The sequence below is a fragment of the Pseudomonas sp. GW822-FHT03F04 genome (genome assembly GCF_058801405.1).
The window spans coordinates 486,204-499,675 of record NZ_JBXANF010000003.1; the positions used below are offsets into that span (position 1 = coordinate 486,204).

Here is a 13,472-nt window from a genome sequence, read left to right on the forward strand (position 1 = left end):
TGTGCTGTCCCGGATTACAATGCACACATTCCGGGGCGTGCTTGAGAGCGCGCAAATCCGGGCCGTAGATATCTGTCGCCTTTTAACCACTATTCTGCGTGAATACCGCAAATCCGGCCCCCTGCGGGCTGATCGGTTTTCACCGGTTGAGCATTTTTTTGAAGACATTTGACCATTTGACCGTTGTCGGTCTGCGTGAGTGGGTGGCGCTCCCAGGTTTGGGAGTCGCAGGCCTTCGGGCGAAAATCGACACCGGTGCCAGTACCTCCAGCCTGCACGCCACCGACATCGAACCGTTCGAGCGGGACGGCGAGAAGTGGGTGCGTTTCACCGCGCACCTGGGCACGGTGGTGCAATTGCGCCACCGGCGTTGCGAAGCACCGCTGGTCACCCGCAAGACCATCAAGAGTTCCAACGGCCAGGCCCAGGTGCGCTATGTGATCAGCACCACCCTGGCCCTCGGTGATCGGGTCTGGCCGGTCGAGTTCACCCTCGCCTGCCGCAAGTCCATGCGCTATCGCCTGTTGCTCGGTTCCAAAGCCCTGATCGACGGCCAGTTGGTGGTCAATCCGGGTATCAAGTATGTACAAGACAAGCCGGTGTTCCCGGTATCTACCTCCTCCACAGGTGTTGCATGAAGATCGCTGTGCTGTCGCGGAATCCGCGTCTGTATTCCACCCGTCGTCTGGTCGAAGCCGGCACCGAACGCGGGCATGAAATGGTGGTGATCGACACCTTGCGCGCCTACATGAACATCGCCAGCCACAAGCCGCAGATCCACTATCGCGGCAAGCCGCTGGAAGGGTTCGACGCAGTGATTCCACGGATCGGCGCGTCGGTGACGTTTTATGGCTGCGCAGTGTTGCGTCAGTTTGAAATGATGGGGGTGTTTCCGCTCAACGAATCGGTGGCCATCGCCCGCTCCCGGGACAAGCTGCGTTCGCTGCAATTGCTGTCGCGCCGGGGCATCGGTTTGCCGGTGACCGGCTTCGCCCACTCGCCGGACGACATTCCCGACCTGATCGACATGGTCAACGGCGCGCCGCTGGTGATCAAGGTGCTGGAAGGTACTCAGGGCATCGGCGTGGTGCTGTGCGAAACCGCGACGGCGGCGGAGTCGGTGATCGAGGCGTTCATGGGTCTCAAGCAGAACATCATGGTGCAGGAATACATCAAGGAGGCCGGCGGCGCGGACATCCGCTGCTTCGTGGTCGGCGACAAGGTAATCGCGGCGATGAAGCGTCAGGCCAAGCCCGGGGAATTCCGCTCCAACCTGCACCGTGGCGGCAGCGCCAGCCTGATCAAGATCACCCCGGAAGAGCGCATGACCGCGTTGCGCGCCGCCAAGGTCATGGGCCTGGCGGTGGCGGGTGTGGATATCCTGCGTTCGAATCACGGGCCGCTGGTGATGGAAGTGAACTCGTCGCCGGGCCTGGAAGGGATCGAGACCACCACCGGCAAGAACGTGGCGGGGATCATCATCGAACACCTTGAGAAAAATGGCGGGCCGAACATGACCCGTACCAAAGGCAAGGGTTGAACCTTGAATCAGGCGGCCGCAAGGCCGCCTGAAACTTAAACCGCGTCCCGCGGCAGCATCAACCCCAGCGGCAAGCGCACCCGCGCCTCCAGCCCGCCACCGGAGCGGTTGCGCAGCTCGACATTGCCGCCATGCATCGAAGCAATCCGCTTCACGATCGCCAGCCCCAACCCGGTACCCTTTCCGCCCCGCGCACGGTCGCCACGGGTGAACGGATTGAAGATCGCCTCTAGCTCCGACGGATCAATCCCCGCGCCACGGTCCATCACGCTCAGCACCACATACGGCGCACTGGTATCGCCGGACACGTAAGCCGCAACTTCGACGCCGCTGCCGGCATGATTCAACGCATTGCCAATCAGGTTGTTCAGCAAACGCTTCATCGATACCCGGCGTAGCGGAAACGGCTGGATCGGCTCCAGACGCAAGCGCACCTTCTCTTCACTCTGGTTGTACGGCGCCGCGACTTCGCGCACCAGATCGCTCAGGTCCACCTCTTCCACGGATTCATCCCGACCATCGCGAATGAACGCGAGGAACTGGTCGAGAATCGCGTCCATGTCTTCGATGTCCCGCACCATGTCGTCGGTCAGGTCGGTGCGGTCACCCATCAGTTCCAGCGACAGCCGTAGACGGGTCAGCGGCGTGCGCAGGTCGTGGGAAACCCCGGCGAGCATCAGTTCACGTTCACGGCCGGCCTGTTCGACGTCCTCGGCCATCTGGTTGAAGGCGCGATAAACCTCGGTCATTTCGCTTGGCGTGTCACTGATCGGCAGGCGCACGCTGCGGCCCTGGCCGAGTTGCCGTGCGGCATACACGAGACGCTTCAAAGGCTGATTGAGCTGGCTGACGAAGATCCATGCCGACGCGGTCGAGAGCAACCCGATGGCGAGGAACCAGCCGAGTACGTTCCAGATTTTCTGGCCGCGCAATGGATGCGGGTACAACGGCACTTTCAGCCAGCCATCACCCAGGCTCGGCGCACGCACCCACAACGCCGGCGGCGAATGCATGCGCAAGCGAACCTCGGTGTCGGCACCCAGTTCCGCCTGCATCTGCCGCTGGTAGATTTCGCTGTACGGCCAGTGCTGCTCGCCTTCCGGCACACCGGCACCGACCACCCGGATCAGGGTCGCGGCATCAGCGATCTTCGCGCGGTTTTCTTCATCGGCAGCCCAATAGGCACGCAGCGTCAGGGCGACGCCGTGGCTGTATTGACGGTCCACCAGCACGTCCTCGTTCATCAGCAGATAAACCAGGGTCAGCGCCTTGGAAAACAATACGACGATGAGCACCAGCCAGAGGGTGCGGGAGAAGAAACTTTGGGGGAACCAGACAGGGGTTTTCATGGATAACCGCTACGCACTTGCAGGAGCGAGCAATGCTCGCATATTGCGGATAACGAGTCTGCGGAGGCGGCTTTTTTGACCGCTCCCCACAGACCCGCTCCTACAAATCACCCGTCACTTGGTGGAGTTGCCATCCGGCACGAACACATAACCCACGCCCCAGACAGTCTGGATGTAGCGCGGTTTGGACGGATCGGGTTCGATCATCCGGCGCAGACGGGAAATCTGCACATCGATGGAACGCTCCAGGGCATCCCACTCCCGGCCACGGGCCAGGTTCATCAGTTTGTCGCGGGTCAGCGGCTGACGGGCGTTCATCACCAGGGCCTTGAGTACCGCGAACTCACCGGTGGTGAGCATGTGCACTTCGTCGCCGCGCTTGAGTTCGCGGGTGGCCAGGGACAGCACGTAGTCACCGAACGTGACGTTCTCTTCTTCGCTGCCCGGCGCGCCCGGCACCGGTGCGGCCTGACGGCGCAGCACGGCTTTGACGCGGGCCATCAACTCGTCCGGGTTGAACGGCTTGGCCAGGTAGTCGTCGGCGCCCAGTTCCAGGCCCTTGATACGGCTCAGCTCGTCGCCCTTGGCGGTGAGCATGATGATCGGGATCTGATTGTTCGCGCCACGCAGGCGACGGCAAGCGGTCAGGCCGTCTTCGCCCGGCAGCATCAGGTCGAGGACGACCAGGTTGAACACTTCACGCGACAGCAGACGATCCATCTGCTCGGTATTCGGTACGGCTCGGGCACGGTAGCCCTTGCTGACGAAGAAGCGTTCCAGCAGGCTGCTCAGCCCCGGATCGTCATCAACAATAAGAATTTTTTCGCCTTCAGCAGTTTGTGCAGTGCTGCTCATTGGATGCTCCTTTTAGCTCGGCGCGCATTATGGCGTAGCTGCCGTTATACGCACCGTGTGCATTGTTAGCAGATTTTTCCTTCACTGCCAGAAAACCGGGGCTTGAGCCTACAGACTGTGTCGCCCCCGAATGACAGAACGCTGGTTATAATGCGCGGCCTTTTGTGTCAGGCAACGTCTGAATCGTTACCGCAGGTGGCCGTCTCTTATTTTCCGGGCCGTCGCAGTAATTGTTCGATTTCACGGGTCAATGGGATGCCTTTTGACCCAGGCAGCGGCAAGCGTCAGGCCGCCCAACCAGACTCCGGGCCTTTATTTACGTGCCTGCGAGCCTGCTTTCACAATTTGTCAGGTGGTTTTATGGACAGCATCAACAGCCGCATCGCCGAGGAACTCGGCGTACGCCCACAACAGGTCGAAGCGGCCGTCGCGCTACTCGATGAAGGCTCTACCGTTCCCTTCATCGCCCGTTACCGGAAAGAAGTGACCGGCAGCCTCGATGACACTCAACTGCGTCATCTGGAAGAGCGTCTGCGCTACCTGCGAGAACTCGACGAACGGCGCATCAGCATTCTTTCCAGCATCCAGGAGCAGGGCAAACTCACCCCTGAACTGGAGCGCGAAATCAAACTCGCCGACACCAAGACCCGCCTCGAAGACTTGTACCTGCCGTACAAGCAGAAGCGCCGCACCAAGGGCCAGATCGCCCTGGAAGCCGGCCTCGGCGAGCTGGCCGACGGTCTGTTCAACGACCCGAGCCTGGCCCCGGAAGCCGAAGCCGTACGCTTCATCGACGCCGAAAAAGGCGTGGCCGACGTCAAGGCTGCGCTGGAAGGCGCCAAGTACATCCTCATGGAGCGCTTCGCCGAAGACGCCAACCTGCTGGAAAAACTGCGCACTTACCTGAAGCAGGAAGCCACCCTCAGTGCCCGCGTGATCGCCGGCAAGGAAGAGGAAGGCGCCAAGTTCCGCGATTACTTCGAACACGACGAACCGCTGAAAAGCATGCCGTCGCACCGCGCGCTGGCGATTTTCCGTGGCCGCAATGAAGGCATTCTCAGCTCCGCACTGAAGGTCGGCGATGAACTGCCGGGCACCATGCATCCGTGCGAAGGCATGATCGGCCAGCAAGTCGGCATCCAGAACCAGAACCGTCCGGCCGACAAATGGCTGGGTGAAGTGGTGCGCTGGACCTGGAAGGTCAAGCTCTACACCCACCTGGAAACCGACCTGCTCGGCGAGCTGCGCGACGGCGCCGAAACCGAGGCGATCAACGTGTTCGCCCACAACCTGCACGACCTGTTGCTGGCTGCCCCGGCCGGCCCGCGCGCCACCCTGGGTCTCGACCCGGGCCTGCGCACCGGCTGCAAGGTCGCGGTGGTCGACTCCACCGGCAAGCTGCTGGATCACGCCACGGTTTACCCGCACGTGCCGCACAACAAATGGGATCAGACCATCGCGATCCTGGCCGCTCTGTGCGCCAAGCACTCGGTCGACCTGATCGCCATCGGCAACGGCACCGCCAGTCGTGAAACCGACAAACTGGCCATCGAGCTGATCAAAAAATATCCAGCGATGAAAATGACCAAGGTCATGGTCTCCGAAGCCGGCGCATCGGTGTACTCGGCATCGGAACTGGCAGCCAAGGAATTCCCGGATCTGGACGTGTCGATTCGCGGCGCGGTATCGATTGCCCGTCGCCTGCAAGATCCACTGGCCGAACTGGTGAAGATCGATCCGAAATCCATCGGTGTCGGCCAGTACCAGCACGACGTGTCGCAGCTGAAACTGGCGCGCGGCCTGGACGCCGTGGTCGAGGACTGCGTGAACGCCGTGGGCGTGGACGTGAACACCGCCTCCGTGGCGCTGTTGGCGCGGATCTCCGGCCTCAACGCGACCCTGGCACAGAACATCGTGACTCACCGTGACGAACACGGCGCGTTCAAGACTCGCGCTGCACTGAAGAAAGTCGCGCGTCTGGGCGAAAAAACCTTCGAACAGGCCGCCGGCTTCCTGCGCGTGATGAACGGCGACAACCCGCTGGATTCCTCGGCCGTTCACCCGGAAGCCTATCCGCTGGTGCAACGCATCGCCGCTGAAACCGACCGCGACATCCGCTCGCTGATCGGCGACGCCGGGTTCCTCAAGCGTCTGGATCCGAAGAAATTCACCGACGAGACCTTCGGTCTGCCAACCGTCACCGACATCCTGCAGGAACTGGAAAAACCGGGCCGCGACCCGCGTCCGGAGTTCAAGACCGCCGAGTTCCAGGAAGGCGTCGAGGACCTGAAAGACCTGCAACTGGGGATGATCCTCGAAGGCGTGGTGACCAACGTGACCGCGTTCGGCGCGTTCGTCGACATCGGCGTGCATCAGGATGGTCTGGTGCACATCTCGGCGCTGTCGGAGAAGTTCATCAAGGATCCACGCGAAGCGGTGAAGGCCGGTGACGTGGTGAAAGTGAAGGTCATGGAAGTCGACATCCCGCGCAAACGCGTCGGCCTGTCGATGCGCATGAGCGACACCCCGGGCGAGAAAATCGACGGTGCCCGTGGCGCGCGTCCAGGCTCGGCGCCACGCCAGTCGCAGGGTTCGGCGCCGCGCAAGGAAAGCACCCCGGCGGCTCCGGCGAACAACGCCATGGCGTCGCTGTTCGCCAACGCCAAGCAGTTGAAGAAACGCTGATGGAGATTCCGGCCGGGCTCGTCGAGAGCGCGTTTTTCAAGCTGTTGGGCTGCCGCCTGCACAGCCTGGAAACCGGGGTGGCGCAAGTCGCCCTGGTGCTGGAACCCGAACTGCGCAACCGCGGCGGCAAGCTGCACGGCGGCGCGCTGTTCAGTCTGGTCGATATCGCCATGGGGCTGGCCTGCTCCAGCACCCACGGCTTTGACCAGCAAAGCGCGACCATCGAGTGCAAGATCAACTACATCCGCGCCGTCTCCGAGGGCGAGGTGATGTGCACGGCGCGGGTGATCCACCCGGGCCGGCGCACGCTGGTGGTCGAAGCCGACGTGATGCAGGGCGACAAACTGGTCGCAAAAGCGCAAGGCACGTTCGCTGTCCTGTAGATGTTGTTCATCATTTTGAGTTAATTTCGGCGCTGTGATCGCAGCGTCGGAGTTTTCCTCGCCCGCGTCTGCCAGATTCAGGGACTGAAGTTGGCGTTTCCAATGGGGCTTTCATGGCCCGAAAACCAGGCGAAAACGCCAGTTTCAACTTCACCCTTGTAGACCGTCCTGCCCACCCCCATATTGGGGCGACTGACGCGTGAAGGAATCCAAATTGAGCGAACTTCTCAACCGCCGCCTGGCTCTGCTCGGTGAGCGCGCCAACCTCTCTCTGCTCGAGCAGTGCCTGCACGGTATCGAACGTGAATGCCTGCGCGTGACCGGCGAGGGACGTCTGGCGCAAACGCCGCACCCTGAAAGCCTGGGTTCCGCGCTGACCAACGAACAGATCACCACCGACTATTCCGAGTCGCTGCTGGAATTCATCACGCCTGCCCTGCCAGACCCGGCCGACACCCTGGCCAGCCTGGACAAGATTCATCGCTTCGCCTACAGCAAGCTCGGCAACGAGTACCTGTGGAGTCCATCGATGCCGTGCCCGTTGCCGGCCGAGGAAGACATCCCGATCGCCTATTACGGCACCTCCAACATCGGTCAGCTCAAGTACGTCTACCGCAAGGGCCTGGCCCTGCGTTACGGCAAGACCATGCAGTGCATCGCCGGGATTCACTACAACTTCTCCCTGCCGGAAAAACTCTGGCCGCTGCTGAAAGAAGCCGAAGGCTTCGTCGGCACCGACCGGGATTTCCAGTCGTCGTCCTATATCGCGCTGATCCGTAACTTCCGTCGCTACAGCTGGCTGCTGATGTACCTGTTCGGTGCTTCACCGGCGCTGGACGCGGGGTTCCTGCGCGGCCGTTCGCATCAGCTGGAACAGTTGGACCCGGACACTCTGTACCTGCCTTACGCCACCAGCCTGCGCATGAGTGACCTCGGTTACCAGAGCAACGCCCAGGCTGGCCTGACCCCTTGCTACAACGACCTGGCAAGCTACACCGACAGTCTGCGCAAGGCGGTGGCCACGCCATACGCGCCGTACGTAGAAGTCGGCACGCACCAGGATGGCGAGTGGGTGCAACTGAACACCAACATCCTGCAGATCGAAAACGAGTACTACTCCAACATCCGCCCGAAACGCGTGACCTACACCGGCGAGCGGCCGATCCAGGCGCTGGTCGCCCGTGGCATCCAGTACGTCGAAGTGCGTTGCCTGGACATCAACCCGTTCCTGCCGATGGGCATCGACCTCACCGAATCGCGCTTCCTCGACGCGTTCCTGCTGTACTGCGCACTGAACGACAGCCCGCTGCTGACCAACATCAGCTGCGGCAACGCCACGTCGAACTTCCTCAGCGTGGTCAAGGAAGGTCGTCGTCCGGGCCTGCAATTGCAGCGTGACGGCCAACCGGTCGAACTGAAGGAATGGGCCGCCGAACTGCTGGAAAAAATTGCTCCACTGGCGGCGCTGCTGGATCAAAGCCATGGTGGAGATGCCCACAGCAAGGCACTCGACGCACAACTGGCCAAGGTCAAGGATTCGTCCCTGACGCCTTCGGCCCAGGTGCTGGCGGCGATGGCCGAGCACAAGGAAAGCTTCGCGCAATTCTCCCTGCGCCAGAGCCAGGCTCACGCCGAGTTCTTCCGCAGCGAGCCGTTGGCGGCTGAGGAACAGGCGAAGTTTGAAGAACTGGCGCGGTCGTCGCTGGCGCAACAGGCTGAGCTGGAGCAGAACGAGGTGGGCGATTTCGACGTGTTTGTCGGGTCGTATCAGGCGAGTATTCTGGCGATCAGCAACTGACACTTCCTTCTCCGATCATTCCCACGCTCCGCGTGGGAATGCAGGTCCTGACGCTCCACGTCACTGTCACCGGGACGCAGAGCGTCCATTGAGGCGTTCCCACGCAGAGCGTGGGAACGATCTGCTCTGCCTTCCCTTAGATTTTTCCGCTCATAAGCTAAGTCTAAAAAGTTATTTATTTCTAGATTCTTAGATCATTTAGTCTCCTTTCACGCCGACGCTCGGTCGCCTGATATGGAGCTCTTCAATGAAACTGAATGTCCCGCTTCGCCTGCTGGCCGTGGCCTCTCTGGCTGCCGCGAGTTTCCTGGCTCAGGCCGCCGACCTCACCGTCGCCTACCAGACCACCGTTGACCCGGCGAAAGTCGCCCAGGCCGACGGCGCCTATGAAAAAGCCACCAAGGCCGACATCAGCTGGCGCAAGTTCGACAACGGTGCCGACGTCATCACCGCCATCGCTTCCGGCGACGTGCAGATCGGCTACCTCGGTTCCAGCCCGCTGACCGCTGCGATCACCCGCAAAGTCCCGGTGGAAACCTTCCTTATCGCCACTCAGATCGGAGCTGCCGAAGCGCTGGTCGCCCGCGACGGCTCCGGCATCAAGACGCCGCAGGATCTGGTCGGCAAGAAAATCGCCGTGCCATTCGTGTCCACCGGTCACTACAGCCTGCTGGCCGCGCTGAAGCACTGGAACATCGACCCTTCGAAAGTCACCGTCCTCAACCTCGCCCCGCCAGCGATCATTGCCGCGTGGAAGCGCGGTGACATCGATGCCACCTACGTTTGGGATCCGGCGCTGGGTGTGGCCAAGGAAAACGGCAAAGTGCTGATCACTTCCGGCGAACTGGCCAAGTTCGGCGCGCCAACTTTCGACGCCTGGATCGTGCGTAAAGACTTCGCCGAGAAGCACCCGGAAATCGTTACCGCATTCGCCAAGGTCACCCTCGACGCCTACGCCGACTACCGCAAGGATCCAAAAGCCTGGATCGCCAATCAGAGCAACGTCGACAAGCTGGTGAAACTGTCCGGCGCCAAGGCCAGCGACATTCCATTGCTGCTGCAAGGCAACGTCTACCCGCTGGCGGCGGATCAGGTCAGTGACCTCGGCGCGCCGACCACCAAAGCCATCACCGACACCGCTGCGTTCCTCAAGGAGCAAGGCAAGGTCGAAGCGGTTCTGCCGGACTACGCGCCGTACGTCAGCGCCAAGTACATCACCAACTGATCGGGAGTTAATTGCGATGGCCTTGCTACAGCTGGAGCGCATCAGCGCACAGTATCCCGGCAGCCCGGAACCGGTGCTGGCGGATATCTCTCTGACCCTGGGGCCCCAGCAGTTGCTGGTCGCCCTCGGCCCGTCCGGCAGTGGCAAGACTTCGCTGTTGAACCTGATTGCCGGCTTCGTCGAACCGAGCACAGGGCGCATCACCCTCGACAACGTGCCAGTCAAAGGCCCGAGCGCCGAGCGCGGCGTGGTGTTCCAGGACGACGCCCTGCTGCCCTGGCAGGACGTGCTGGCCAACGTTGCCTTCGGTCTCGAACTGGCCGGTGTCGCCAAGGACAAACGCGAACAGCGCGCCCGGGAAATGCTCGCGCTGGTCGATCTCTCCGGTTTCGAAAAACGTCGCATCTGGCAACTCTCCGGTGGCCAGAAGCAACGTGTCGGCCTGGCCCGCGCCCTCGCAGCCGACCCGCGCGTGCTGCTGATGGACGAACCCTTCGGTGCCCTCGACGCCTTCACCCGCGAACAGATGCAGGAGCTGTTGCTGCAAGTCTGGCAACGCACCGCCAAACCGGTGTTCCTGATTACCCACGACATTGAAGAAGCGGTGTTCCTCGCCACTGACCTGATTCTGCTGGCGCCGAATCCGGGGCAGATCGTCGAGCGTCTGCACCTCGACTTCGGCCAGCGTTACGCCGCCGGCGAATCGGCGCGGGCGATCAAGTCCGATCCGCGCTTCATCGAAACCCGCGAACACGTGCTCGCCAAAGTGTTCTCGCAACGCAGCGCCGTTCAGCGGCAGGAGCGCGCATGAGCAGTTACGACGTTTCCGCCACCGCAGTGAAACCCGCCGCCACGTCGGTGGTGATTCCTGTGCGTCGCAGCCTCAGCACTCGCTGGATCAGCCTGCTGACCTTGTTCGCGTTGCTGGTGATCTGGTGGGTCGTCACGGCCACCGGCCTGATCGAACCGCTGTTCCTGCCGCCACCGTCCGCCGTGCTGCAAAAAGGCTGGTTACTGGCGACCACGGGTTACATGGATTCGACGTTGTGGCAGCACCTGGGCGCGAGCCTGAGCCGCATCGGTCTGGGCCTGGGTTTTGCGATTCTGACCGCGGTGCCGGTGGGCATTGCCATCGGCGCCAACCGCATCGCCCGAGGTGTGCTGGATCCGCTGATCGAGTTCTACCGCCCTATTCCGCCGCTCGCGTATCTGCCGCTGATCGTGATCTGGTGCGGCATCGGCGAATTGTCGAAAGTGCTGCTGATCTACTTGGCGATTTTCGCTCCGATCGCGATTGCCACCGCCACCGGCGTGCGCACCGTCGACCCGGCCAAACTGCGCGCTGCGCAATCGCTGGGCGCCACTCGCGCACAACTGATTCGCCACGTGATTTTGCCGAGCGCGCTGCCAGACATTCTGACCGGTGTGCGCATCGGTCTGGGTGTCGGCTGGTCGACTCTGGTCGCCGCCGAATTGATCGCGGCCACCAGTGGCCTGGGCTTCATGGTGCAGTCGGCCGCGCAATTCCTGGTCACCGATGTGGTGGTGCTGGGGATTCTGGTCATCGCCCTGATCGCCTTCGCCATGGAAATGGGCCTGCGCGCCCTGCAACGCAAACTGGTGCCGTGGCACGGCCAGGCCCACTGATTTTTCAGCACTGACTACCCCGACAGTTTCGGGGCCCCGGAATTGAAGAGAACCACCATGAGCAGCCTGAACATCACCCCGTTAAGCTCGGCCCTCGGCGCACAGATCAGCGGCGTCGACATCAGCCAGCCGCTGAACCTGGAACAGCGCGACGCCATCGAGCAGGCACTGCTCAAATACCAGGTGCTGTTCTTCCGCAATCAGCCGATCGAGCCGTCGCAACAGGCACGTTTCGCCCACTATTTCGGCGACCTGCACATTCACCCGATCTACCCGAATGTGCCTGAGCAACCGGAAGTGCTGATCCTCGACACCGCCGTCACCGACGTGCGCGACAACGCGATCTGGCACACCGACGTCACCTTCCTGCCAACCCCGGCCATGGGCGCGGTGCTCAGCGCCAAGCTGTTGCCGGAGTTCGGCGGCGATACGTTGTGGGCCAGCGGGATTGCCGCGTATGAGGCACTTTCTGCGCCGATGAAAGCGCTGCTCGAAGGGCTGACCGCGACTCACGACTTCACCCGCTCGTTTCCGCTGGAGCGCTATGGCAACACGCCGGAAGCACTGGCGCAGTGGGAAGAGGCGCGGCGCAAGAATCCACCGCTGTCGCATCCGGTGATTCGCACGCACCCGGTGAGCGGGCGGCGTTCGTTGTTCGTCAACGAAGGCTTCACGTCGAAGATCAATGAGCTGTCGGAAACTGAGAGCGAAGCGGTGCTGAAGTTTCTGTTCGCCCACGCGACGCGGCCGGAGTTCACCATTCGCTGGCGCTGGCAGAAGGATGACATTGCGTTCTGGGATAACCGCGTGACGCAGCATTACGCGGTGGATGATTACCGGCCGGCGCAGCGGGTGATGCAGCGGGCTACGGTGTTGGGGGATGTGCCGTTTTTTCGCTGAACAATTGATCGTTCCCACGCTCTGCGTGGGAACGATCAGTGTGTCGTTATTCCGCCGTCGAAGGCTTCTCCCAAAGATTGATCCCGCCCTCCTGGGCAAACCGGTCAATCTCCGCCAACTCCTCCGCACTGAATCTCAGATTTTTCAACGCCCCGACGTTCTCGACAATCTGCTCCGGCCGGCTCGCGCCGATCAGCGCCGAGGTCACCCGAGGATCCCGCAACGTCCACGCCAATGCCAGTTGCGCCAGGCTCTGGCCACGACGCTTGGCGATCTCGTTCAACGCCCGCACATGAGCGATGTTGGCCTCGGACAAATGTGAAGCCTGCAACGAACCACCCCCCGGACGATTGACTCGCGCATCCGCCGGCACGCCGTTGAGGTATTTGTCAGTCAGCAGACCTTGCGCCAGCGGGGTGAACGCAATCACGCCGGTGCCGAGTTCGTCGGTGGTGTCGAGCAGGTCTTTTTCCACCCAACGGTTGAGCAGGTTGTAGGCCGGCTGGTGAATCAACAGCGGCACTTTCCACTCTTTGAGCAGCGCGGCGATCTCGCGGGTTTTCACCCCGGAGTACGACGAGATACCGATGTACAGCGCCTTGCCCTGCTGCACCGCAGTGGCGAGGGCGCTGGCGGTTTCTTCCAGCGGGGTGTCCGGGTCGAAGCGGTGCGAATAAAAGATATCCACATAGTCCAGACCCAGGCGTTGCAGGCTCTGATCGAGGCTGGCCAGCACGTATTTGCGCGAACCGCCGCCCTGACCGTAAGGGCCGGGCCACATGTCCCAACCGGCCTTGCTGGAGATGATCAGTTCGTCGCGATACTGCTTGAAGTCTTCGCGCAGCAAGCGGCCGAAATTGGTCTCGGCGCTGCCGTAGGGAGGGCCGTAGTTGTTGGCCAGGTCGAAGTGGTTGATCCCCAGATCGAACGCGGTGCGCAGCAAGGCACGCTGGGTGTCGATCGGCGTGCTGTCGCCGAAGTTGTGCCACAGGCCCAGGGACAGCGCCGGCAGCACCAGACCGCTGCGTCCGACGCGGCGGTAAGGGATGGAGTCATAACGGTTTTCGGCAGCGGTGTAAGTCATCGAATC

Annotated in this window: 12 protein-coding genes; 9 read left to right on the forward strand and 3 right to left on the reverse strand. The window is 62.0% G+C overall.

Annotation, left to right across the window (positions count from 1 at the left end; genetic code table 11):
- Positions 1-158 precede the first annotated feature (158 nt).
- Entirely contained in the window at positions 159-638 is a 480-nt protein-coding gene (gene rimB / locus AC1RMX_RS08860; RefSeq protein ID WP_102620599.1) for a retropepsin-like aspartic endopeptidase RimB, read from the forward strand.
- A complete protein-coding gene (gene rimK / locus AC1RMX_RS08865; protein ID WP_007949201.1) occupies positions 635-1,540 on the forward strand; it encodes a 30S ribosomal protein S6--L-glutamate ligase in 906 nt (301 codons plus the stop codon). Before rimB ends, rimK begins: the two co-directional genes overlap by 4 nt.
- A gap of 35 nt (positions 1,541-1,575) precedes the next feature.
- Here rimK and AC1RMX_RS08870 read toward each other — a convergent pair whose 3' ends face one another.
- Together AC1RMX_RS08870 and ompR are read right to left on the reverse strand one after the other, a co-directional pair.
- Entirely contained in the window at positions 1,576-2,889 is a 1,314-nt protein-coding gene (locus AC1RMX_RS08870) for an ATP-binding protein (protein WP_096821905.1), read from the reverse strand.
- Between the two features lie 114 nt (positions 2,890-3,003).
- Positions 3,004-3,744: an osmolarity response regulator transcription factor OmpR gene (gene ompR, locus AC1RMX_RS08875; RefSeq protein WP_007952694.1), complete on the reverse strand. Its 741-nt coding sequence runs from the start codon at positions 3,742-3,744 to the stop codon at positions 3,004-3,006.
- Between the two features lie 360 nt (positions 3,745-4,104).
- On the opposite strand from ompR, the gene AC1RMX_RS08880 reads away from it, so the two are divergent.
- From AC1RMX_RS08880 to tauD, 7 genes are all read left to right on the forward strand, one after another.
- Complete coding sequence (locus AC1RMX_RS08880; RefSeq protein ID WP_096821904.1) at positions 4,105-6,429, forward strand: Tex family protein; 2,325 nt, start codon at positions 4,105-4,107, stop codon at positions 6,427-6,429.
- Complete coding sequence (locus AC1RMX_RS08885; RefSeq protein ID WP_085712709.1) at positions 6,429-6,812, forward strand: PaaI family thioesterase; 384 nt, start codon at positions 6,429-6,431, stop codon at positions 6,810-6,812. The genes AC1RMX_RS08880 and AC1RMX_RS08885 overlap by 1 nt, the downstream gene beginning before the upstream one ends.
- Before the next feature lie 214 nt (positions 6,813-7,026).
- Positions 7,027-8,610, forward strand: a complete 1,584-nt coding sequence (gene gshA / locus AC1RMX_RS08890; protein ID WP_102620597.1) for a glutamate--cysteine ligase — start codon at positions 7,027-7,029, stop codon at positions 8,608-8,610.
- A 247-nt stretch (positions 8,611-8,857) separates the two neighbouring features.
- Positions 8,858-9,835: a taurine ABC transporter substrate-binding protein gene (tauA, locus tag AC1RMX_RS08895; RefSeq protein WP_192559494.1), complete on the forward strand. Its 978-nt coding sequence runs from the start codon at positions 8,858-8,860 to the stop codon at positions 9,833-9,835.
- A gap of 16 nt (positions 9,836-9,851) precedes the next feature.
- Positions 9,852-10,646 carry a taurine ABC transporter ATP-binding subunit gene (gene tauB / locus AC1RMX_RS08900; RefSeq protein ID WP_493071489.1) on the forward strand — a complete coding sequence of 265 codons (795 nt, stop codon included), beginning with the start codon at positions 9,852-9,854 and terminating at the stop codon, positions 10,644-10,646.
- Positions 10,643-11,482: a taurine ABC transporter permease TauC gene (tauC, locus tag AC1RMX_RS08905; RefSeq protein ID WP_493071491.1), complete on the forward strand. Its 840-nt coding sequence runs from the start codon at positions 10,643-10,645 to the stop codon at positions 11,480-11,482. Before tauB ends, tauC begins: the two co-directional genes overlap by 4 nt.
- 57 nt (positions 11,483-11,539) lie before the next feature.
- On the forward strand, positions 11,540-12,382 hold the full coding sequence (gene tauD, locus AC1RMX_RS08910; RefSeq protein ID WP_493071493.1) for a taurine dioxygenase: 843 nt from the start codon (positions 11,540-11,542) through the stop codon (positions 12,380-12,382).
- 46 nt (positions 12,383-12,428) lie between these two features.
- Here the strand turns inward: tauD and mgrA are convergent, their stop codons facing one another.
- The gene (gene mgrA / locus AC1RMX_RS08915; RefSeq protein ID WP_493071495.1) at positions 12,429-13,466 is read right to left on the reverse strand and encodes an L-glyceraldehyde 3-phosphate reductase; all 1,038 of its coding nucleotides are present in this window, start codon (positions 13,464-13,466) and stop codon (positions 12,429-12,431) included.
- Between the last annotated feature and the right edge of the window lie 6 nt (positions 13,467-13,472).